Source organism: Candidatus Methylacidiphilales bacterium (assembly GCA_033875315.1).
Lineage (GTDB): Bacteria > Verrucomicrobiota > Verrucomicrobiia > Methylacidiphilales > CAZTYG01 > JANRJG01.
The window spans coordinates 112,880-134,651 of record JANRJG010000015.1 but is presented as its reverse complement, the minus strand read 5'-3'; the positions used below and the strand labels follow the sequence as shown (position 1 = coordinate 134,651).

At 61.8% G+C, this 21,772-nt stretch carries 15 protein-coding genes and 1 tRNA gene; 11 read left to right on the top strand and 5 right to left on the bottom strand.

The window, feature by feature from the left end; genetic code table 11:
- Positions 1 to 26: 26 nt before the first annotated feature.
- Entirely contained in the window at positions 27 to 917 is an 891-nt protein-coding gene (locus SFU85_06065; GenBank protein MDX6766337.1) for a dihydropteroate synthase, read from the top strand.
- On the top strand, positions 914 to 1,633 hold the full coding sequence (locus SFU85_06060) for an SDR family NAD(P)-dependent oxidoreductase (GenBank protein ID MDX6766336.1): 720 nt from the start codon (positions 914 to 916) through the stop codon (positions 1,631 to 1,633). Before SFU85_06065 ends, SFU85_06060 begins: the two co-directional genes overlap by 4 nt.
- A 36-nt stretch (positions 1,634 to 1,669) precedes the next feature.
- On the opposite strand, the gene SFU85_06055 is transcribed toward SFU85_06060, so the two are convergent.
- On the bottom strand, positions 1,670 to 2,515 hold the full coding sequence (locus SFU85_06055; protein MDX6766335.1) for an NAD-dependent epimerase/dehydratase family protein: 846 nt from the start codon (positions 2,513 to 2,515) through the stop codon (positions 1,670 to 1,672).
- A 180-nt stretch (positions 2,516 to 2,695) separates the two neighbouring features.
- On the opposite strand from SFU85_06055, the gene SFU85_06050 reads away from it, so the two are divergent.
- From SFU85_06050 to SFU85_06030, 5 genes are all read left to right on the top strand, one after another.
- Positions 2,696 to 2,783 (top strand) — tRNA-Ser (locus SFU85_06050).
- 688 nt (positions 2,784 to 3,471) lie between these two features.
- The gene (locus SFU85_06045; protein MDX6766334.1) at positions 3,472 to 5,883 is read left to right on the top strand and encodes a tetratricopeptide repeat protein; all 2,412 of its coding nucleotides are present in this window, start codon (positions 3,472 to 3,474) and stop codon (positions 5,881 to 5,883) included.
- 6 nt (positions 5,884 to 5,889) lie between these two features.
- Positions 5,890 to 7,545 carry a glycosyltransferase family 39 protein gene (locus tag SFU85_06040; protein MDX6766333.1) on the top strand — a complete coding sequence of 552 codons (1,656 nt, stop codon included), beginning with the start codon at positions 5,890 to 5,892 and terminating at the stop codon, positions 7,543 to 7,545.
- A 68-nt stretch (positions 7,546 to 7,613) separates the two neighbouring features.
- Positions 7,614 to 7,859, top strand: coding sequence for a hypothetical protein (locus SFU85_06035; protein ID MDX6766332.1), 246 nt, complete (start codon positions 7,614 to 7,616; stop codon positions 7,857 to 7,859).
- Entirely contained in the window at positions 7,856 to 8,245 is a 390-nt protein-coding gene (locus SFU85_06030; GenBank protein MDX6766331.1) for a hypothetical protein, read from the top strand. Before SFU85_06035 ends, SFU85_06030 begins: the two co-directional genes overlap by 4 nt.
- Positions 8,246 to 8,276: 31 nt before the next feature.
- Here SFU85_06030 and SFU85_06025 read toward each other — a convergent pair whose 3' ends face one another.
- Positions 8,277 to 10,334 (bottom strand): transketolase C-terminal domain-containing protein, encoded by a 2,058-nt coding sequence (locus SFU85_06025; GenBank protein ID MDX6766330.1) that lies wholly within the window; start codon positions 10,332 to 10,334, stop codon positions 8,277 to 8,279.
- A gap of 140 nt (positions 10,335 to 10,474) precedes the next feature.
- Between SFU85_06025 and SFU85_06020 the strand changes: the two genes are divergently transcribed.
- The gene (locus SFU85_06020; GenBank protein ID MDX6766329.1) at positions 10,475 to 11,359 is read left to right on the top strand and encodes a DMT family transporter; all 885 of its coding nucleotides are present in this window, start codon (positions 10,475 to 10,477) and stop codon (positions 11,357 to 11,359) included.
- Here SFU85_06020 and SFU85_06015 read toward each other — a convergent pair whose 3' ends face one another.
- A complete protein-coding gene (locus SFU85_06015) occupies positions 11,360 to 11,803 on the bottom strand; it encodes a hypothetical protein (protein MDX6766328.1) in 444 nt (147 codons plus the stop codon).
- A gap of 69 nt (positions 11,804 to 11,872) precedes the next feature.
- Positions 11,873 to 13,300, bottom strand: a complete 1,428-nt coding sequence (gene rimO, locus SFU85_06010) for a 30S ribosomal protein S12 methylthiotransferase RimO (GenBank protein MDX6766327.1) — start codon at positions 13,298 to 13,300, stop codon at positions 11,873 to 11,875.
- A 105-nt stretch (positions 13,301 to 13,405) separates the two neighbouring features.
- Between rimO and SFU85_06005 the strand changes: the two genes are divergently transcribed.
- The 3 genes from SFU85_06005 to SFU85_05995 all read left to right on the top strand — a co-directional run bounded on the left by SFU85_06005 (position 13,406) and on the right by SFU85_05995 (position 19,379).
- Positions 13,406 to 13,924 carry a thioredoxin-like domain-containing protein gene (locus tag SFU85_06005; protein ID MDX6766326.1) on the top strand — a complete coding sequence of 173 codons (519 nt, stop codon included), beginning with the start codon at positions 13,406 to 13,408 and terminating at the stop codon, positions 13,922 to 13,924.
- A gap of 148 nt (positions 13,925 to 14,072) precedes the next feature.
- A complete protein-coding gene (locus tag SFU85_06000; GenBank protein MDX6766325.1) occupies positions 14,073 to 15,719 on the top strand; it encodes a fumarate hydratase in 1,647 nt (548 codons plus the stop codon).
- A 204-nt stretch (positions 15,720 to 15,923) separates the two neighbouring features.
- Positions 15,924 to 19,379, top strand: coding sequence for a hypothetical protein (locus tag SFU85_05995; GenBank protein MDX6766324.1), 3,456 nt, complete (start codon positions 15,924 to 15,926; stop codon positions 19,377 to 19,379).
- Between the two features lie 158 nt (positions 19,380 to 19,537).
- Here SFU85_05995 and SFU85_05990 read toward each other — a convergent pair whose 3' ends face one another.
- Positions 19,538 to 21,715, bottom strand: a complete 2,178-nt coding sequence (locus SFU85_05990; GenBank protein MDX6766323.1) for a SulP family inorganic anion transporter — start codon at positions 21,713 to 21,715, stop codon at positions 19,538 to 19,540.
- Positions 21,716 to 21,772: the final 57 nt, after the last annotated feature.

The window sequence follows — 21,772 nt, the reverse complement described above, 5'->3', positions numbered from 1 at the left end:
GGAAAAATCATGATAGGATAAAGCGCATGCTCAGTTTGGAATCCTTAGCCGCGCTGCATGACGCCCATCGTGAAGCTCTCAAGGCCCCAGTGGCCGCATTCGACCTCCGCGGCAAGCGTTTCGATTCCTCCCGGGGGACGCACCTGATGGGTGTGGTCAACCTGTCCTCGGATTCCTGGTATCGCGAAAGCGTCGTCCTCAACACCGAGGCCGCTGTGCGACGCGGAAAACGTCTGGCCGTGGAAGGCGCCGATTTGGTCGATGTCGGCGCGGAGTCGACCATCCTCCACGCGGCCCACGTCGATGAGGCCGGACAGCGCAGCGTCCTGCCCCCCGTGGTGCGCGAACTCACCCAGGCCGGGGTGCTCGTTTCGGTGGAAACCTATCATCCCACCGTGACCGAATCCTGCCTGAAGGCAGGGGCCGCCGTGCTCAACCTCACCGGCACCCGCGACAACGAAGCCCACTTCCGCCTGGTCGCCGAACACGACGCTGCTGTCATTATTTGTTATGTTGCCGGTGATCATGTCCGTGCGGTGGGCGACCTGAATCTGGCCAACGACCACACCGAAACCCTGCGCGACTACTTTGCCCGGCAGATTGATCTGGCCCGGTCCTGCGGGGTGACCCGCATCTGGATCGACCCCGGCATGGGCTTTTACTACAAAAACCTCCAGGACAGCGCCGCACGGGTGCGCTACCAAATGCGGACCTTCCTTGAAACCTTCCGCCTGCGCACGCTGGGCTGGCCCACCTGCCACGCCCTCCCGCACGCCTTCGAGTATTTCGAGGAAGAGGTGCGCAGCGCGGAGGGTTTCTTTGCCGTCCTGGCCATGTTAGGCAAAACCGACCTGCTCCGCACCCATGAAGTGGCCCGGGTGCGTGGCGTGGTCCGAACCATGGAGGCCGGGATGTGAACCCGGTCGCCCTGGTCACCGGTGCCGGCCGCGGCCTCGGAGCCGACCTCATCCGCCACCTCGCGCTGGACGGATACTCTGTCGCCATTCACGCCCGTCGCAGCATCGAGAGCGCCACCGACCTGACCATCGAGTTGATGAACGCCGGGGTCGACGCCTTTCTGGTCCGCGGCAATCTGGCCGACGAACTCCAGGCCTGGGGGATTATCCACGAAATCGCCGACCATTTCGGCCGGCTCGACATCCTGATCAACAATTCCGGCGATTACGAACCAGAGGAACTGGGCCAGACCGGACGCCATTCCTGGGATCGCGGGATCGACAGCACGGCCGCGGCCACCTTCTTCACCACCCGGGCCGCCCTGCCCCTGCTCCGACTGGCCGGACAGGGCCGCGTGGTCAATATAGGGGACTCCAGTTGCGACCACCCCGGGGCGCGCGATCTGGCCCTGAGCTACCACATCGGCAAGACCGGCGTGCTCATGATCACCAAATCCTTCGCCGTGGCCGAGGCGGAACACGGGGTCACCGTCAACATGGTCTCTCCCGGATATCTGGACAACAGTGTGGATCTCCCTCACCCCTCACTCATCCCCGCCAACCGTTACGGCAGCCACTCCGACATCTACCAGGCCGTCCGCTTCCTCATCCAACCGGAAGCCGGATACCTCACCGGATCTCATTTGGTGGTGAGTGGAGGCTGGAATTTGAGGTAGGAGGAGAGCCGTGCCTGGTTCTTCGGCCGCGGTTCGCTATCCACCATTCGCCATCAATCCCTGATACCCCTCCCTGAACGTCGGATACAACGGCTCCCAGCCGGAATCCCTTAACTTTTTATTGGAGATCCGCTTGCTGGTGGCTTTTCTGCTTTTGGCGACGGTGGATGATGACATCGGCACCATCCCGCCTGGATGCCGTTCCCGCAACCACGCCAGCAGGTCGGTCAGCCGCACCGGCTCATCATCGGTGGTGTTGTAGATTTGCCCGGCGGTTTCCGGACATTGCAACACATGCCGGATGGCGGACACGGCGTCGTCGCGGTGGATCATGTTGACCCAGCGGTCCGGATCACCCGGGGGCACCGCTCCGCCGAGGACATAACGCGTCCAATAGATCGCCCGGGACGGGCCATAAATCCCCGAGAGCCGCAACACCGTCCCCCATGCCGCCACGACCGATTCCTCCGCATCCTGCAAGACCCGTGATTTCGGGTCGGCCGACACGGCCGGGTCGGTTTCAGTCAGCAACGAACCATCATCCTGTCCGTAAACCGAAGTCGATGAAGTGTAAACAAACCGTCCGGCCCCGCGGGCGCGCGAGAGCGCCAGACGGAGGGCTTTGCCGTAAATTTCCTGATAGGCCTCCGGCCCGCCCCCCGATGAGGAAGCGCAAAACACGACGGCATCCCAGTCATCGACCAATCCCCGCCAGACCCAGTCATCCCCGAGGTCACCCACAACCACCGCGTGTCCAGAGGCCCGCAACTTTTCCGCCGACTCCTCCGATCGCACCCAACAAGTCGTCCGGTGGCCGGAAGCCTGAAGGGAATCCGCCAGCGGCCGACCGACATAACCCGCTCCGAGGATCAAGACATGCATGAAGTGACTTTGCCTTTTCCGGTTCTTTTCGCAACCCGATCATGGCGGGGGGAGGTCGCTCCCTTTTCCCCAAGCCGATATTCCCGATGGCCCGGGCATTCGAAGTCAACTGCCAGGCGTTCCGTCGAACCTGAAAAAACCTTTTCCCGACCGGCCCCATGTCCTATGTTTCACCCTCCGGGACGGGTGGCAGAGTGGTCGATTGCGACGGTCTTGAAAACCGTTGAACCGAAAGGTTCCGTGAGTTCGAATCTCACCCCGTCCGCCACAAAATATGGCCGTTTGTTTTGTCTACGTGCTGCGCAACGATGCGGGCCGATACTACATCGGTTCATCAGAAGAACCTGACCAACGGTTGGACCAGCATAACAGGGGCAAGGTGAGATCCACCGCACCCCATCGTCCATGGAGACGCATCCATCTGGAATCCCTCGAATCCCGCAGCGATGCCCTTAAGAGGGAGAAATACTTGAAGTCGGGCTGGGGGAGGAAGTGGCTGCGCACGCAAGGTCTTGTCACGTGATGTTCCGCGTTGCGGAACAAACGTGATCGCGTTTGGCCGCCGAGCGGCCATCACGCGAAAAACCATTGAACCGAAAGGTTCCGTGAGTTCGAATCTCACCCCCGTCCGCATTAGGCGGTCCCCGCGACAGCGGGCGTCTCCACTTGATTCGAACGAAGTTCCGCGCATCGCCCGAAGGGCGCCTAATCCATCACAAAGTCTATCCGCACCACCCGGAGGGTAAATCTCACCCCGTCCGCCACCCTTCGCCGAGGCTACGGGAGGCAGGCCGGCTCTTGATACTACAGAGCCTGCTCCAGAAGATTCCCCCCATCAAAGGGTGGTCCCTGTAACCTTGGCGAAGGCGGAGATAAGCCTACTCCCGCCCTCCTTTGCGCTTTTCTTGGAATGGGTCTTCGCACAGAGTGTCCCACCTATTATGGCCTCGAAGAAAATGAAGAAGCCTGCCGGCCCCGACACCCGAAGCGAGGCCTTGCCGGCCACAGTCCCAGCCTCGAATCCTGCCTGGACCGGTCGCGCAGCCTGGGCCGCATTTTTCCTGGTATTGGCATTTTGCGTCAACTGGGTGGCGGTCCACGCTTTCCTGGTCGACACCGTGACGGTGCGCCTGTGCGAGAAGGCCGATGTCGGCATGCCAGAGGAGAGACGGATGCCGGTGTTCCTGAACGAAATCGCCTTCGATGGCTACACATGGAACCGGCATGCCGAATCCCTGGGGCAAAACGGCCAGTGGCGTCTCCGCCATACCACCTTTGACAACGCCCCGGAAGGACGCGATGTGCACTGGAATTCCGCCTTCGCCTGGTATCTCCGCGGTCTGGGCGAAGTTTACCGCGTGTTCCACCCCGACACCCTGCACAACAGCATCTACCGGATGTCGATTTGGGCCAACCCGATCCTCCTCGCTCTGGCTTTGTTGCTTTTCTCAGGCTACGCGGCCAAGCGTTTCGGTCCCCTGTGCGGCTCGGTCATCGCCCTGGGCATGGTGGGTGTGCCCACCTTCTATGAGGGCTTCATGCCTTCCTATCCCGACCACCACGGGTTGATCGCATTCACCCTGTTGGGCATGGTCTTTGGCATCGCCTGGGCAGGGGCGGGATGGGTTCAGGGGCCCAACGGAAAAGATTACGCCCTGCCCCGCTCCCTTGACCAAGCCCGGCACGGGATGATCCTGTCGGCCGTCTTCGGAGCGGCCGGACTTTGGATCAGCGCCCTTTCGGCCGCCACCGTCATGGCCACCATCGGGGTGGCGGCGCTGACGGTGGCTTATTTCTTCGGCCGCGACACCACCCGCGAAAATGCCCTCATGCGTTTCCATCCGGAGTTGTGGAAGTTGTGGGCCCAATGGGGAGCGGCCGGGAGTCTCTTTTTTTACGCCCTGGAATACTTCCCCACCGACATGTCGATGCGGATCGAGGTCAACCATCCCTTTTACGCACTGGCCTGGTGGGGCGGTGGCACCAACCTTGCGCTCTTGGCCACCTGGTTGTGCAAACCCCGGCTGGAAGGGAAAACATTTCCCTGGCGGGCCCTGATTCTGCCCACGCTGGCCTGCGCCATCCTGCCCTTGTGGGCCTTCGGAGGGGATGCCCGCGGCTACGCGCTGAAGGATCCCTTCCTCTGGAACCTGCACCAGAATATCGCCGAATTCCTCCCCCTCACCACCCGCATCCAACTGGGCGGGCTGACCTGGTCGATGGCCTTCGGCTGGTTCCCCATCTTCATCCTCGCGGCCTTGGCATTGACCGGTTTCAGCAGCGTTGGACGCGGGACCAAGGCCGTGGCCATCTTCCTTTCCCTCCCAATCGTGCTCATGACCGGGCTCCAATTTTACCAAACGCGCTGGGGCATGCTCATCGGACCCATTTACATCGCGCTGGCGGCCATTGTGGTGCCGCAGGTTTGGCGCCTGGTGCCCCGCACCGGCCCACCCCGGGCCATCATGGCCGTGGCCCTGTGCTGGCTGGCTTTCCTCTTCGTCCAGCCCACGTTCATGAACTGCTTCGCCGGTGTGTGGCTGCAGTTCTGCAGCGGCAACCAGATCCCGATCACGCCTAACCAGGGGCTGGCCCTGTTGCACCGTCAGATGGCCCGGGCCATTCTGGATGATGCTGACGGCAAGCCGGTCGTGCTCCTGAGCAGCCCGAACAGTTCCTGCCTGCTTTCCGGCCTGGGGGGGTTCCGCACCTTGGGCACTCTGTACTGGGAAAATGGGGCCGGGCTCAAAGCCGCCGCCGCCGGTCTGAACAGCCAGTCCGACGAAGAAGCGCTGGCCTTCATGAAAAAACACGGGGTGACCCACCTCTCCATGATGACCTGGGAGAATTTCATCCAGCCCTACTTCCGGCTGCTTTACCCCGAGCCTCCCCCGGGTGTGACGTTTGAAAAATCATTCGGCAAGCGGGCGCTCTTCGACAAGGTCATCCCCGTTTGGGCCCGGCCGCTGGCCTTTCCGCCCAACGAACTGGCCGCCCGCCTCGGTCAGACCGTGCTCATGTTGAAGGTGGTGCCGGAACAGTCGCCGGAAGAGGCCCGTTTCCACCTCGCCCGTTTCGTGGGCATTTCCGCCGGCCAGCCCGCCCAAGCCGAACTGATCCTGCGCGACCTCCTCAAGCAACAGCCCGGCAACAGCACGGTGCATTTGGAATTGGCCCAGCTCTGCCTGGCACAGAACCGCGAACAGGAAGCGGTGGCCGAATGGACGGCCGCATTCAAATCCGCTGATCCCGCAACCAAGGAAAAGCTCTTTGCCGAACTTTCCGCCCAACTGACCAGCATGGGCAAACCCGGGCTTATTCCCCAACTCACCACCGCCTTGGGGAAAAAAGCCCCTGCAGCCAAGTAGCCCCTCATGAGCCGGAAGAGGCACAAACCCGGGCCCCTCCCCGTCGATTCGGAGGCAACCGCGCACGAACCCTTCGTCCTGCGCCATGCCGCCTGGCTGGCCGTTCCCTTTTTGGCGCTGGCGGCCGTGTTTCTTTGCCGGGATTATGGCATGGCCTGGGATGACGCCCAACACGCCATTTATGGCTCGTACGTTCTCGACTACTTCCTTTCCGGATTCAAGGACATGCGCTGGAAGACCGATATCGGCGGACTCTACAACTACGGCACACTCTTCGATCTCCCCAGTGCGGTCCTCCACCGTTGGCTGGGGAAGGACTTGTTCGCCTACCGCAACCTGCTCATGGCGCTCTGCGGGGTCTTGGCCGTGCCGGCCGTGGCCGCACTCGGACGACGACTGGGCGGTCAGCGGGCGGCCCTGTTTTCGGTTCTGGCCCTGGTGCTGATGCCGCAGTTTGTCGGCCAGTCGTTCATGAATTGCAAGGACATCCCCCTGGCCACCGCCATGGCCTGGTCATTGGTGGCGCTGTTTGCCCTCATCGACCGGCCGACCTTGCGCGCCTTCCTGCTCTTCGGGGCGGCCCTGGGGTTGACCCTCTCGGTGCGCGTCGGCGGCGGGATCATGACCGGCCTCTTCGCCGCCGCCACCGTGGGCTGGCTGTTTTTGCGCGAACTGCTGCAGGGAAAACAGGCCCAGGCCGTGCGCACTGCCCTCACCAATCGCTGGCCCTTGCATGCCCTGTTGGCCGGATTGCTGGCCTGGCTCATCATGGTCGCTTTCTGGCCTTTCGCACACGCCAACCCGGTTCTCAACCCATGGGAAGCCTTCGCCCAATCCACCGCCTTTCCGATTTCCTACCCGGTGCTTTATCTGGGCCAGACCTGGGAAAGCGCCAAACTCCCGTGGCACTACCTTCCGTTCATGGTGGCGTTGACCATGCCGGTCCCGATCCTCCTGCTTGCCCTGGGTGGAATGGCGTTGGCCGGGGCCGCCTTGCTGCGTTCTTGGAAAAATCACGCCGGCACGTTCTGGTTTGTCCTGCTCTTCGCCGTCCTTTTTCCCCCGGCCTATGTCATCCTGCGCAACCCGAACATCTACGACGGCATCCGGCACTTCCTCTTCCTGCTGCCCCCGTTGGCCGTTCTGGCCGGAACCGCCGCCGCCACCCTGGCCGGAACACTCCAGCGCCGTCTCGGGCCCACAGGCGCCACCATCACCGTCGCCGGATTCATGCTCGTGGCTCTGCCCGCCCTCATCGCCACCCACCCGTATCAGTATGTGTTCTACAACATCCTGGCCGGCGACAAAGAGACCCTGCACGAGCGATTTGAGACGGATTACTGGCTGACCAGCTACAAAGAAGCGGCCGGGATCATCCAGGCGGAACAGGCACGGGCGGGCCGTCCGTTGCTCGTCGGTGTCGGGGCCAACGGTCTCTCCATCCCCTGCTTCACCCATTTCCTCGACCCCAAGGGCGGAACACAGATCGGCCTTTTCCTGGGCTCCAGCGGCCAGGCCGCTTTTCCGGACAAACTGGACTACACGGTTTGCGTGCCACGCTACGGCATGTGGCGGAATTTTCCCGAGGCCCCGGTCTTCCGGGAAATCCGCCGCGACGGCATCCTGGTTTGTGTGATCCGACGGAATCCACAGGCTCCCTGATTCACGCAGAGTCGGAAACGCACAAATCCATAAATCGACTTCCCTGTCTTTTTTGGTATCACCAGTCCATGTCCTGCGGCGGCCCCGGCGATCATCCCCTGAGCGATGTCTTCACCCACGGCATCGACATCTATGGGCAACGGGGCACGGCTCTTTTCCGTAAAATCGCTGCCATGATGCCAGCGGATGAATTCGACGGCTGGTGGGAAGAGTCCCTTGGTTGGGGAGGCTGCAGCGAGGAACATGCCCTCCAGGTCTGCCAGTGGAAATACGAGGCGTTGCTCCGGGAGCGGGAAGGCAAAGGCCCGGCTTGAACGCCCCGCTCCGCACCAGCCTGTTCTTGCTCGGGGGCGGCCTCGTCTTACTCATCGTTTTGAACGCCTTTTCCCCTTTCGCCGAGTCCGAGACCGAACGTCGGGCCCGGTTGGGCAAACCCCGCGAGGTGGTGGTGATCAGTTCTGGTTGGGAGGAAGTCGGGATGCAGCGCACCTCCGGACGCCTCCGCCACTTTCCGCGACAAGTGGAAGCTGGTGGTGCGACTTCGCGATGCGCCGCAGAGTCCTCCCCGATTACAGGCGCCGGGGCTTTATCGATTGGTGATCGATGGAGGCTGGAGTCCGGACGCCGCCACCGCGGATGCCTGCGCACGGACCTATCCAGCCGGAACTCGACTGCAGGTTTACGTGGGTGGAGAGAATGAGGCTTTTTTAGAGTAGAACAGGTAAAGGGGGTTAGACCCCGAGTTCTTTGGCCGCAGCCAGAAGGCCGGCGGCGTTGAGTCCGTGTTTGTTATAGAGTTCGTCGGCGGTGTAGGCCGATTGGCCGAACTCGCCTTTGATCCCCAACGTGCGGGCTTGGACATCGACTCCGGCGTTGACCAGGGCGTGCACGACCTGGGCCCCGGCGCCGCAGACGACCTGGTGGTCTTCCACGGTGACGAGTTTGCCGCCGGTCTTTTTCACAGCCGCACCGATGGTGGCGACGTCGATCTTGTTGACAAAGGCGTTGTTGATCACGGTGGCGGATTTGCCGGTGGCGGCGAGTTGGTCGGCGGCGGCCAGGGCTTTGCCGACGAGCGGGCCATTGGTGAGGAAGGTCACGTCCTTGCCCTCACGCAGGACTTGCGCTTTGCCCCAGTCGTAGGAAACCCCGGGCTGCCAGGAGAGCGGGTAGTTTTCGCGCCCGACGAAGAAGATGACATTGTCGGATGCGTGGCCGGTCTTGCGGGCCTCGGCGGCACGACGGATGGCCTGGTGCATGTAGGCTTCAGCTTCGTCGCTGCACGAGCAGGAGATGACCGTGGTGTGGGGGATGGGGCTGACGGCGGCGAAGTAGGTGGTGGCCTGGTGCGAGGCGCCGTCGGCGGCGTCCTGGAAACCGCAGTGGGAGAAGACGGCGATGACCGGGGCCTGGGAAAGGACGGCCATGGTGAGCGGGAGATTACCCTTGGTCACACCGAACTGGGCAAAGGTATCGACGATGGGAATGAAGCCCTGTTTGGAAAGACCGGCGGCGGCGCTGACCATGTTGGATTCGGCAATGCCGATATCGAAGGCGCGTTCGGGGAAGGTCTTGGCGAACGTGCTCATGCCGGTGGAACCGGCCAGGTCGGCGGAGACGGTGACGACGGGCAGGCCTTCCTGGGCGGCCTTGATGGCGCCGGCGGAGAGGCCGGCCTGGATCTTGGCCGTCTTGGGACCGGCGGGTTTGGGCGCGGCGGCTTTGGCGGCTTCCTGTTTCTTTTCCCAGGTGGCACGGATGTCTTTGGCCCAGGCCAGGATGTCAGCGGGAACTTCGGAGCCGGAGAATATTTCCGTCATCCAATCGAGGATGAACTCGCCGTCTTTCAGCGGGAAGCCATGGCCGCCGGAGCTGTCGGCCTCGGTCTTTTTGATGCCATAACCCTTGACCGTCTTGAGCCAGAGGGCGACCGGCTTCCTGGGATCGGCCTTGGCCGCGGCCAGGGCTTTCTCTACTGCGAGGTAGGTGGCCTGGAGGTCGTTGCCATTCTCGACCTTGATGACGTTCCAACCGAGGGGGGCGAGGGCTTCCAGGCTGGGCTGCATGGAGAAGGAATCCTGCGTGATGCGACCGGAGAGCTTGGTGTCGTTGTCCGAGAGGATCATGACGAAGGGGTTGAGTTGGCCCTTGCCGGCCAGACCGGGAATGGCGGCGAAGGCTTCCTTGGCCTCGCCTTCCATGGCGGCGCCGTCGGAGATGACGCAAAGGGTGGCGCGGTCGTTGCCGATGAGTTTGTCGCCCATGGCCAGGCCCTGGGCCTGGGGGAGGGAGGAACCGAGCGGGCCGTTGGAGAGGTAAACACCTTCGGGGTTGAGATGGGATTCGCCGTGGCCGGTCAATTTGCTGGCGATGCTGCGGAATCCGGAAAGGGCCTTGTAGTCGAGGCCGTCGAAGCCGTAGAGCGCGCGGACGGCGTAAACGCCATTCTCGGTGTGGCCGGCGTCGTTGACGAAATTATAGGCCTCAAACCATTCGCGGCCCGGGGTGGAAAAGAGGATGCCGTGGAGGGCGGACATGACTTCGGCCAGGGCGGCCGGTCCACCCCAGTGGCAGGCGGCACCGCCGACGACGGCGTGGACGTCCATGCAGGCGACGAGGGCGCGGGTGGCGCGGGGGTCGGCGAGGGTGACAGCCTGGCCGGCGGCGTTTTTGACCGTCACAGCGTGCTTCGGTGCGGTGCGGGGTGTGGCGGCGAGGGTGTTTTTGATGGAAAGGGCTTTGAGAGCGGGAGCTTCAACTTTTGCAACGGGAGAATTATCGGCGGCCATGGGGTTCCTGGGTTCTGATGATTAGATAAAACGAGACGTGGAATCGTTGTAGCGGGGGGGGCCGGAGTGGCAAGCACCGAGGTGCATGGAGGCGAGCTTTCATTCTTTTGCGAAAGAACGGCTTCTGGGCAGAATGCGACATGCTCTTTGCCTGCGGGGCCACCCTACTCTTTTCCTGGTCGGTGATCTTTGCCCGGCGCTCGACCTCGGCGCTGGGCACATGGGACGCCGTTTGGCTGCGAACTGCCCTGGCCTCCTGCATCCTTTTCCCTTTGGCTTTGGCCTTCGGAGCCGGATTTTCCGGGCCGGGCCTGGGTTGGTTTTTCCTCAGTGGGGTGGTCGGTTTTGGCTTGAGCGATTTTGCCCTCTTCCGGGCCCTTCCACCCTTGGGAGCGCGGCTCAGCCTCTTGATCGTGCAGTGCCTGGCGGCACCCATCGCCGCGCTGATCGAGTGGTGCTTTCTGGGTACCTCGCTTCACGCAGGCCAAACGGCGTGGATCACGCTCATCTTGACCGGAGTGGCCATCGCCCTCTCACCGAACTCCCTGCCTGCGGCGGACCGCAGGTCCCTTCTGGGCGGCTTGGCCTGGGGGTTGGTGGCCGCCACGGGCCAGGCACTCGGAGCGGTCCTCAGCCGAGTGGGCTTTGCCGCCAACCGGCAGGAACTGGTCACCCTCGACGCCTTTTCTTCCACCGCTCAGCGAATGCTCGGCGGGGTAATCTTTATCGTTGTTGTTTTGGTAATCAGTCGAAAATCACTCCAATTTTGGAGAAATCCGACGACTTTTAAAGCTGGCTTACCCTGGGCTTTTTTGAATGCCCTGAGCGGCCCGGTGTTGGGCGTGACGTGCTATCAGGCGGCCTTGCGCGAATGGCCGAGTGCGCTCGTTTTGCCCGTCGTGGCCACGGCACCGTTGGTCATCATGCCTTGGAGTTGGTGGCTGGAAGGCGAGCGACCCACGCTGCGCACCGTTTTGGGCGGCGCCATGGCCGTAGCCGGTGTGGCGGGCTTGGTGGCGTCCTAGTCAAAAACGGAACTGGATCCCCACATTGTTCGGCGGCTCTTTCAATTCCCATTTTTGCAGATGCAAATCGTTGTCGATATCGTAGTCATCGAAGACGACTTCCACGTTCTTTTGTCGGGCCAGGGCTTTTCGTAGTTCCATGGGCGTGATTTTCCCATCCCGATTCCGGTCCACCTGGTCAAAACCCAACTCCACTTGCGGACGCTCCAATCCCCGGACCACCCCCAAGCCGGCATGTCGGGACGCTTCCTGGCGAGAAACGACTCCATCCCCATCACGATCCATCCGCGAAAAAAGATCCTCGCCCAGGAAAGCGATCCATTCCTTGCGATCCAGCAACCCATCGCCATTGGAGTCAGCCTTCCTTGCCGTCTCTCCAGCACACGCCGCATCCCGGGCCAGGCCTATTCCAGAAAGCAGGATGAATAAAATCAGGGGTTTCATATCGTTCAAGTAGACAGTCCCGTTGTCTGTGGAATCGGTTGCTCCGAAGAGGGTTGCCAAGAAAAAAGCTCAACGCGCCGCCGCATAGGCCCGCCCGCCCGCTCCCTTGACCCGGCCGGCCCCTTCGGCAATCAAATCGTAGTCGCGAACCGCATGGATCTTCACCTCGTGGAATTCGCCCACCGCCAAATCGGGGTCGACGTAAACCCGGCCGTCGATGTCCGGCGCGTCGGCCTGGGCCCGGGCCACCCCGGAAGTCTCGACCAGGACACGGAGGTTCTGCCCGACCCACTGCCCGTTGATCTCCGCCGCCAGTTCTTTCTGCAAAGCCATGGCCTCGTGCCAGCGCTCTTCTTTCACCTTCTTCGGAATCTGCCGGACCATCTTGGCGGCACGGCTGCCCTCTTCACGCGAATACTGGAAGATTCCCAAGCGCTCAAACCGGGTTTCACGGATGAAGGCCAGCAACTCCGCGAAATCCGCTTTTGTTTCGCCGGGGAAACCGACGATGAAGGTCGTGCGGAGGGCGATCCCCGGAATGCCCGCCCGGATGCGGGCAATGAGGTCGCGGATGTGCTGCCCGGAAGTCTCCCGGCGCATTTCCCCGAGCATGTGCTCGCTGATGTGTTGGAGGGGCATGTCGATGTAGCGGACCACTTTTTTGCAGTCGGCGATGGTGTGGATCAGTTCGTCGCTCCAATGGGCCGGGTGGGTGTAGAGGAGACGGACCCAAAAGTCGCCGGGCAGGGCTTCAATTTCCCGCAAGAGGGTGGTGAGGGCCGCGCCCTTGGAGGAATCGACCGGCTGGCGCGGGGAGGCTTTTTCCTCCCAAAGGTCCATGCCGAAGTAGGTCGTGTCCTGGGAAATGAGGTTGATCTCCTTGACCCCCTCGGCGACCAGCTGCCTGACCTCGCGCACGACGGAGTCCACGGTGCGGCTGCGATGCCGCCCGCGCATCCGCGGGATGACACAGAACGAACAGGGGTGGTTGCAACCCTCGGCGATCTTGACGTAGGCGTAGTGTTGGGGGGTCAGACGGAAGCGCGGGGTGTCGTAGTCCGGGATGTAGGTCGGACGCTCGGTGACGAAGTTCTCCGGCGCCCCGTCTTCATCGCGGTCGTGGGCGCAGACTTTTTCCACGATGGGCACGATGTCCTTGATCTGATCGAGGCCGATGAAGGCATCGACCTCGGGCATGGAGGACTTGAGTTCGCCGGCGAAGCGTTGGGCCATGCAGCCGGCGACGATGATCTTCTGGCCGGTGTGGTTCTTGCGCAGGCCCCGCGCGCGGTGGGCCTCGAGGATGGCGTCGATGCTTTCCTCCTTGGCGGAATCGATGAACGAACAGGTGTTGACGATGATGACATCGGCCTTCCCGGCATCGGGGGTCATGGTCATCCCTCCTTTTTGGAGGTGGCCGACCATGATCTCGGAATCGATCAGGTTTTTGGCACAGCCGAGGGAGATCAGGCCGACTTGGATCGTTTCATCCGACATAAGGGATGAAGTATAAGCGGAACTTGCAACGACAAGCGACGATTTTCCGATTCGTCATGCAAAAGTCAGGTGCCAAAGGTCGCGGATTGTGCTAGCCATTGGAGCGTGAAAAACACCCTGCTTGCCTTGCTCCTCGTTCTGCTCATGCCCCTGATGCTCAGCGCCACACCCTTTACCGACAAATTGGAAAGTGCGCTGGTCCATCTGGACGGCAGGAAAGTGGCGGCCAGTCCGGCCGGTGCCCTGGCCAACAAGAAGGTGCTGGCTTTCTACTTTTCCGCGCACTGGTGCCCGCCTTGCCGGGCCTTCACCCCGGAACTTTCCAAGGATTACAAAAAACTGTCCAAGAAGTATCCCGGGTTTGAATTGATCTTTGTCAGCAGCGACCGTTCCGCAGAAGACATGGCCGAATACATGGACTGGGGGAAAATGGAATTCCCGGCCCTGGCCTACGACAAAAAGGACAGCTTCCCGATCCTGCGCAAGCTCTCCGCCCAGGGCATTCCCTACCTCGTCGTCACCGACGCCGATGGCAAGGAGCTGGCCGGTCGTGGCTCTTCCGAATGGGTCCACCCCTCCGAAATCATGCCAAAGCTGGAAGAGATCCTGAAAAAGGGCGGCTGAACATGCCCGACCAGCCCGGGCAAACGGCTGCTTCATTCAGCTGGACGACGCGCAAAAAGCTCATGCCGCCGAGCCTTTTCAATTATTTCCTCTAATAGATCTGGATTTTCGAGCTCACGTCCGCTAATTTGGAAGGGAAAGGAAATCCATGCCCACGCCGCCGTTTGTCTATCAAAAGCCCTTCCCCCTCGGAGCCGATGACACACCCTACCGTCTGTTGAGCAAGGAGGGCATCTCCACCTCGACCTTCGAGGGCAAGACCATCCTCAAGGTCGAAGCCGATGCCCTGGCCTTCCTGTCCTTCCAGGCCTTCCACGACATCAATTTTTTCCTCCGCCCGGCCCACTTGAAACAAGTGGCGGCCATCCTGGACGATCCCGAAGCCTCGGACAACGACCGCACGGTGGCGCTGACCCTTCTCCGCAACGCGGAAACCGCCGCCCTCGGCATCCTGCCCTTCTGCCAGGACACGGGCACCGCCACCATCATCGGCAAGAAAGGCCAGCAGGTCTGGACCGGCGGCCACGATGAAGAGGCCCTCTCCCGCGGCGTATACGATGCCTACACCAAGGAAAATCTCCGCTACTCCCAGAACGCCCCACTCACCATGTGGGAGGAAAAAAACACCGGCACCAACCTCCCGGCCCAGATCGACCTCTACGCCACGGACGGCGACGCCTATGAATTCCTCTTCGTGGCCAAGGGCGGAGGCTCGGCCAACAAAACCTTCCTCTACCAGGAAACCCGCGCGACGGTTGTCCCGGGAAAGCTCGAACAGTTCCTCACGGAAAAGATGCTCACCCTCGGCACCGCCGCCTGTCCGCCCTATCACCTTGTTTTCGTCATCGGCGGCACCAGCGCCGAGGCCTGCCTGAAGACCGTCAAGCTGGCTTCGGCCAAATACCTCGACTCCCTCCCCACCCAGGGCAACGAACTCGGCCAGGCCTTCCGCGACCTTGAAATGGAAGCCCGCATGCTCAAGCTGGCCCGCGAGTGCGGCATCGGCGCCCAGTTCGGCGGAAAATACTTCGCCCTCGATGTCCGCGTCGTCCGCCTGCCCCGCCACGGGGCCTCCTGCCCGATCGGCATCGGCGTTTCCTGTTCGGCCGACCGCAACATCAAGGCCAGGATCAACGCCGACGGCATTTTCATCGAACAACTCGAATACGAGCCCGGGAAATACATCCCGGAAAAATTCCGCCGTCTTTCCCGCAACGGCCAGGCGGTCCAGATCGATCTCAACCGCCCGATGGATGAAATCCGCGCCGAGTTGTCCAGGCATCCCGTCACCACCCCGCTCGAACTCACCGGCACCATCGTGGTCGCGCGCGACATCGCCCACGCCAAGCTCAAGGAACGCCTCGACAAAACCGGCGACCTGCCCGACTACTTCAAGAAACACCCGGTCTACTACGCCGGTCCCGCCAAAACCCCCGCCGGTTATGCCTCCGGCTCCTTCGGTCCCACCACCGCCGGCCGGATGGACAGCTACGTCGACCAGTTCCAGGCCAAGGGCGGAAGCATGGTCATGATCGCCAAGGGCAACCGCAGCAAGGCCGTGACCGACGCCTGCAAAAAACACGGCGGCTTCTACCTCGGCTCGATCGGCGGCCCCGCCGCCATCCTGGCCAAGGAAAACATCAAGAAAGTCGAGCAGTTGGAATACCCGGAACTGGGCATGGAGTCGGTGTGGAAAATCGAGGTGGAAAACTTCCCCGCCTTCATCCTCGTCGACGACAAGGGCAACGATTTCTTCCAGAACATCGCCGGCTGCGCCGTGTGCGCTCCCCATTGATATAAACAGAAGCTAACAAAGGCATCAAAGCAAGGCAGTAAGAGGTTTTTTGATTCTGAAAAACACTTCACCGGGTCGAAGTTAGACACCCCCCATCCCCGGGCTTGCTTTGTTACCTTCGTTATCTTCTGTTCCATTGTTCTTTTATTTGCACTTGCCCCATGAGTGCGGGTCTCACTAACCTTTTCTCTAAAGGGGTTTGTGATGGTATTTTTTCTCTTTATCCTGACGGTCTTTGGAATCGTGGCGTGGTGGAAGGGCCGGAGCCTTCGCGAGGAAGTCGAACAACTCAAACATAAAGTCGAAGATCTACGCATCGAACTGAAAGAACTCAGGCAGGGAGGTCTTCCTCCCATGATCCACAAGCCTACCCCGCAAGAAAGGCCCACACCCGCCCCGGTCCAAACCAAAGTGTGGACACCCCCTGTTCCAGAAACCCATTGGCCGCACGATCCAGATCCGACAGCCACACCACCCCCACAGTCAGCAGAAGCCCAAGCGTCGCTTACACCCCCGCTTCCCACTTCTTCTGAACAACCCGCCAAGAAGTTTGTTCCGCAGTGGGAAAGAACGGAAGAACCCTCTCCTCCTTCGGGCCCATCGGCTTCGTTTGAGCCCTACGATTGGGCAGGTCTTTTCCGCCGGTTGCATCTTTTGCCCCCGGAAAAAGAGTGGACCGAGGCCGGCCTGGCCGGATGGTGGACCACACGGGTCGGTATCCTCCTCGGCATCATCGCCGCTGTCTTCTTCGCCGTTTATGTCTCCCACCAATCCCCACCCTGGGTCCGCTGGGTCGAATTATTGGCCGTCGCGCTCGGGGTTTCCTATTGGGGCTTCCGCCTGACCCGACCGAAGGACGAAACCGCCGAAACCACCAAGGGCTACGGCGAGGTCGTGCTCGGGGGCGGATTGGCCATGCTTTATTTTTCCGCATTCGCCGCCTATGCCCTGGCACCCGTCCGGATCGTGGAATCACCCATGGCGGGCGTTTTATTACAAATCTTTGCCGCTATGGGATTCTTTGCCCTGGCTTGGGCGGCCAGGTTGCGGGTCGCCGGAACCTTCAGCATCCTCGGTGGATTGTTGGCCATCGGATTTGCCCAATACCACGGCTTCCACGGTTTTGCCCTTCTGGCCACTGTATTGCTCGCCGCCGCCGGACCCGGCTTGTTGCTTGGACGCGGTTGGATCCTGCCCGCCCTGATTTCGTTGGTGGGTACTTACATCCTCGGCGGCACACTGATCCTTTCGGGCAAGGCGCAATCCGCCCTGCTATTCAGCACATGGCTGGCGGTGGTCTGGTTCATCCACGTGGCCGCGCCCTGGCGGGGCCATGCGCGGGGGAACTGGCCCTTCAACCGAATTCTGGACCGCTTCTGGACCACGGCCAACACCTCGGGCGTCCTCGCCCTAGCTTGGCTTTTTAGCCACCACGCCGGCGATACCTACTTTAAACCTTTCGCTTTGGTGGCGTCCATTATCGCCCTCTCTGCCGCCTACGTCCTCCGCCGCCGGATGCCGGACCCTTATTTCGAGGCCAACTATTACCTCAAAGGATCCTTCCTCTTCACCACTTGGCTGCTGCTGACCCTCGAAGGACCTGCCCGTTGGGTTTCGCTGGCTCTGCAATCTGCCAGCCTCCTATTCTCGTGGTGGCGACAATCGGGGCGGGTGCGCGAGTTCGCCTTCCTGGCCATCTGGTCGCTGGCTTGGGTCTGGGCCCTCATGGCCATGATCTGGCGCTTGGGAGATTCCCTCTTCCCGGCATGGAGCGGGGAAATCGCCCGCCATGCCTTTCTGCTCACGGCGTTGGCCACGGCCGCCCTGTATCACCGGCGCAAGGTCGGCATCAACCCGGCAACCCGTGACGTCTCGTGGAATCTATCCTGGCCGGCCACCGGTATTTTTCTGGTCGGTCTTCTCGGCGCGATCACCGGCACCAGTTACCTGCGGGGTGAAACCTCACTGGCTTTCGGTGTAGTGACCCTGGTGCTCATGGGAGGCGTGGTCTTGGCGACCCGTGCACCCCTGGCGTGGGCAGCACCAGCCCTGGTGCTCATCGCGGCCACGGTACGCTTTGTCTTCGGTGATTTCAACCAAGCCTATGCCCATCCCGGTGAACTGGGATTGATCCATGGCGGATTATGGGGATTGCTGGCCTGTGGCGTATATCTCGCTCCCGCATCCCGCATCGAGCCCACCCGCCGTTTTTTGGCATTGTATCTGAGCTTCGGCATCGCTCTGGCCTGTGGCCTGTTGGGCAGTGCCCGTTCCCTTTTTCTGGAACATCCGCAGGAATATCCCGTTGTGCTGGCCGCGACCTGGGGCGTGTTGGTGACCGCACTCACCCAACTGCTCGGCTTGGCCGCTCCGGCAATCAAAAGACGGGGGGTGTCACCATGGTCCCTCGCTGCGGGTGGAGCGGTATTCTCCCTCTTGTGTATCTCCACGGGTGGGCTCGTCATACCGGCCATCACACTCGGCTGGATGGCCCTCGCCGGCAGTCTGGCCACCGTTTCCGGCTCGCGCGAGCCCCGCACCTTATGGTGGACCTTCGGATTGGCCGCCATGGGATGGTTGCATATTGTTTTCTTAAGTAATGATTACAATCCAGGCAAAGCGAGCGCGACTTTATCAGCACTTCTCTCTCTGCTTTGGGCCCTGGGCGCCTGGAGAGTCCGGCCCCTGGGGGGCAGTTCTCGGGAGTCGCTGGTCTATTGGCTCATGGCGGCTGTGGCTGCGGTCTTTTTGTGTTTCCAACACATGCCCGCCCCCTGCGCCTTCACAGTCCTCGCCCTCGGCGCCGCCGGATTGGCCTTCGCATCACAACGGGAATCGCTCCGCGAATTGCGCGGCATCTGGCCCCTCCTCGGAATGGCTGGATGGCTCCATCTGGCGGTATTTCTTGGATTGCCCCATCTGCCCCAACATGCGCTGTCGTGGTGGCTGGCCGCGGTTGCGGTCATGGGCCTGCTGGCCATCGAGGCACGGTTCAGGGATGCCGCGGATCCTATCCTATTACGCATCTGGAACCAAAGCTGGGCGGCTTTGGCCGGGGCCTGTATTTGGTTTTACGTCGGTTCATGGGCCCCTCCCGAACCCTGGCGCCCGGCTGTATTGGTCGTTGGAGCCGTTCTTCTGGTTTGCGCCTCGTGGGCCTTTGCTTCCCTCCCAGCGGGGATCATGGCTGTTCTTGTTTGGGTTGGCGCGGCCCTGATTGTTTTGCTGATCCGGGATGCGGGGCTTGATGCCCAGCCATTCTGGATATCGGCGGTGTTGGTCGCCGTAGCCGGTTTGTTCCAGGGTTATGCCCTGAAACGCTCCCATCCGGAATCAACCCCAACGTTCTCCCATTGGTTCCACGCCGTGGCTCCGGCCGGACTCATCATGATTCTGGCCATTACCCCGAATTTGGGGGTCGATGCCTATGGAACCGTTCTCTGGGCGGTAGCGGGTGTGGTGGTGCTTGCCTTTGGTTTTGCTGCCCGCCTCAAACCCTATCGACTCACCGGTCTGGCACTGCTCGCCCTGGGCATCGTCCGCCTCTTCTTTCACGACTTGGACAATACTTTCCACCGCATCATCGCCTCGGCCGCGCTGGCCGTGTTGCTGGTGGGCATCGGGTTTTCCTACAACCGCTTCCGCCGGTGGTTGGAATAAATCCAAGTACGGACGATTGAACAGGAGGCAACAGAGATAACAGAGCAATCCAGGGAAAGGGCAGGCATGGCGTTAAATTCCATTCTCTCGACGGTTTCTTTTCCAAAAAATCAACATGTGACTTGCTCTGTTTCCTCCGTTACCTCCTGTTCAAACCCTCACTCCATCACCATCTGCAGTGTCCGGCTGGTGTTGACCAAGCGGGAGGCGACCATGCGCAGCATGCACTGGTGGAAGGCCGAGGCCAGGGCGGGTTGTTCCACTTGCAAACGATCGAGAGTATCCCGTCCCATGCGGAAGAGCACGCAATCCACATCGGCCAGGATGGACGCGGTACGGGGTTCCCCCAGGTAGAGGCCGAGCTCGCCCACCACGGCCCCGGGATTCATGCTCCGCAAACGGACATCGGGTTGATTGGCGGACTCCAGTTTGACCGTCAGGCGACCCTGCTCGAGGAAGAAGAGCGCGTCCGATGGCTCGCCTTGCCGCAGCAGGCGGGTCCCGGCCGGCACTTCGATCCGATCGAGGTAGGGCTTGAGTGCATCCGGACGGACCGGCCCCACCGGCCAGGTCAAGGCCAGGCGCGCAAACAAATCCATTGCCGCCGCAGGGCCGCCATCCCCTGCCTGCTTCCAAAGCAACCGGTCTTCGCACCACTCCAATGCATGATCGCGGTCCGGATGGACACTGACCCGTGGGTCGTTGGCGGTGTCCAACCCGGAAAGACGCATCTGCTCCAGGATGCGGGGCGCCACCCCACAAAGGATGAGGGTCACCTCCGAGGCGGCGACGAGGTCGCGCAATCGCCGCAGCGATAGGACCGCGGAAGAATCCAAGCCGTAAACCCGGGTGAAATCGAGGACCACGTATTCCACCGGCTCGCCGCCGCCCGGGGCCAGGCGGTCGCGGATCTGGCCCAACAGGCTGCTGGCCGAACCGAAGAAGATGAACCCCTGCAGCCGGAGGATGTAGATCTTGGCACCGTTTTCGCGCAGCAGGGCCTGCTCCTGCGGCGAACGGTCGACATTGCTGCGTTGTTCCGCCCCACTGAGCACATGGGTGACGATGCGGACGCGGCTGTAATTGACCACGAAGAGCAGAGTGGCGATGAGCAACCCCACCATCACGCCCTGGAAGTATCCCGAGGAAGCAATCACCCCGAGGATCGCCACCACGGCGGCATAATCGGTCCGCGGCAGTTTCCACCAGGCCAGGACCAGCCACTCGTGGAGGAAGATCAGACCCAAATACAGCAGCAGTCCGCTGAGGACGAACTTGGGCAGGTAGCCGATCCAATGCATGTTACCAGCCAGACAGACCAGACAGACCGCCACCATGCTCACACCGACCAGGCGCGAACGCCCCCCGGCCTCACGGACCAGGCGGGAAAGGCTGAGCGAAGTGAATCCCACCATGCCGCCGCAGAGCCCGGCCAGGAGGTTGCCGACACCGAGGGTGCGCAATTCATGGTTGAGGTCGCTTTCGCGGCTGGACTCGACATCGAGGGCGCTGGAATTGAGGAGGATGGACACGGCCGAAGTCAGGGCCACGGCGGTGAAGGCCCCGCCCATCTGGAGAACCCGGAACCAATCGGCCTGCTGCAGGACTTCGAAAAAGCCCGGCCACTGCACGCCTTCCCACGCCACCAGGGTGATCAACCAGCCGTGGGCCCGGGCATAATCCAGGGTGTGCCCCGTGGCCAGCAGCCAGACATAGAAGAGCCCGACGTTGAAAAGAAGGAAGCCCGGCAGCACGGACCAATGACGGAAGAACCGCTGCAGCGCAAAAAGCCCCACCCCGAAGCAGGCCACCGGGAACCACGGAAGGATCCCACCCTGGAGAAAAAGACCCGGCAGATTCGACCAATTGAACGCGACCCCGGTGGCGGCACGCACGGAACCGGCAACCAGCAACCACCCGGAGCCCGCCAAGAATCCGCCAATCACCGGATAGGGAATGAAGCGGATCAGGTTCCCGAGGCGGAACCGCCCCAGGCCGTAGACCAGCAACCCGGTGAACAACGTCGAGAGCGCGATGCTCACCGCCAGGGTGGCGAAGATGCGCCCGGGCGGTGCGACCTCGCCCATCACGGCCACGAGGGCCGCAGACATGAAACCCAGGATGGGCGCGATGCGGTCCTGGGGGATGCACACCTGGTCGGAAAAGGCCCCGTTGAGGACACTCCAGAGACCGATGACCACCGCCGAAACCAGGGCCAGGGTCACCCCCCAGATGGCATAAGGCGCCAGCACCCCGTTGAAGATGAGAAGGCTGTACGAACCCGCCAAAGCCAGGGTCATCAGGCCCACCAGCAGACCCGCCAGAACATCCGCCATTCCGCCACGGAATTTCAGGCTTTTGAACAGAGGTTCGTGGGCTGCTTCTGACATTGG

Bases quoted from the DNA above. Each gene is read 5' to 3' on its own strand.
- SFU85_06055 (MDX6766335.1), bottom strand. From the start codon at position 2,515: ATGCATGTCTTGATCCTCGGAGCGGGTTATGTCGGTCGGCCGCTGGCG.
- SFU85_05995 (MDX6766324.1), top strand. From the start codon at position 15,924: ATGGTATTTTTTCTCTTTATCCTGACGGTCTTTGGAATCGTGGCGTGG.
- SFU85_06000 (MDX6766325.1), top strand. From the start codon at position 14,073: ATGCCCACGCCGCCGTTTGTCTATCAAAAGCCCTTCCCCCTCGGAGCC.
- SFU85_06025 (MDX6766330.1), bottom strand. From the start codon at position 10,334: ATGGCCGCCGATAATTCTCCCGTTGCAAAAGTTGAAGCTCCCGCTCTC.
- SFU85_06015 (MDX6766328.1), bottom strand. From the start codon at position 11,803: ATGAAACCCCTGATTTTATTCATCCTGCTTTCTGGAATAGGCCTGGCC.
- SFU85_05990 (MDX6766323.1), bottom strand. From the start codon at position 21,715: ATGGCGGATGTTCTGGCGGGTCTGCTGGTGGGCCTGATGACCCTGGCT.
- SFU85_06035 (MDX6766332.1), top strand. From the start codon at position 7,614: ATGTCCTGCGGCGGCCCCGGCGATCATCCCCTGAGCGATGTCTTCACC.
- SFU85_06065 (MDX6766337.1), top strand. From the start codon at position 27: ATGCTCAGTTTGGAATCCTTAGCCGCGCTGCATGACGCCCATCGTGAA.
- SFU85_06045 (MDX6766334.1), top strand. From the start codon at position 3,472: ATGAAGAAGCCTGCCGGCCCCGACACCCGAAGCGAGGCCTTGCCGGCC.
- SFU85_06040 (MDX6766333.1), top strand. From the start codon at position 5,890: ATGAGCCGGAAGAGGCACAAACCCGGGCCCCTCCCCGTCGATTCGGAG.
- rimO (MDX6766327.1), bottom strand. From the start codon at position 13,300: ATGTCGGATGAAACGATCCAAGTCGGCCTGATCTCCCTCGGCTGTGCC.
- SFU85_06020 (MDX6766329.1), top strand. From the start codon at position 10,475: ATGCTCTTTGCCTGCGGGGCCACCCTACTCTTTTCCTGGTCGGTGATC.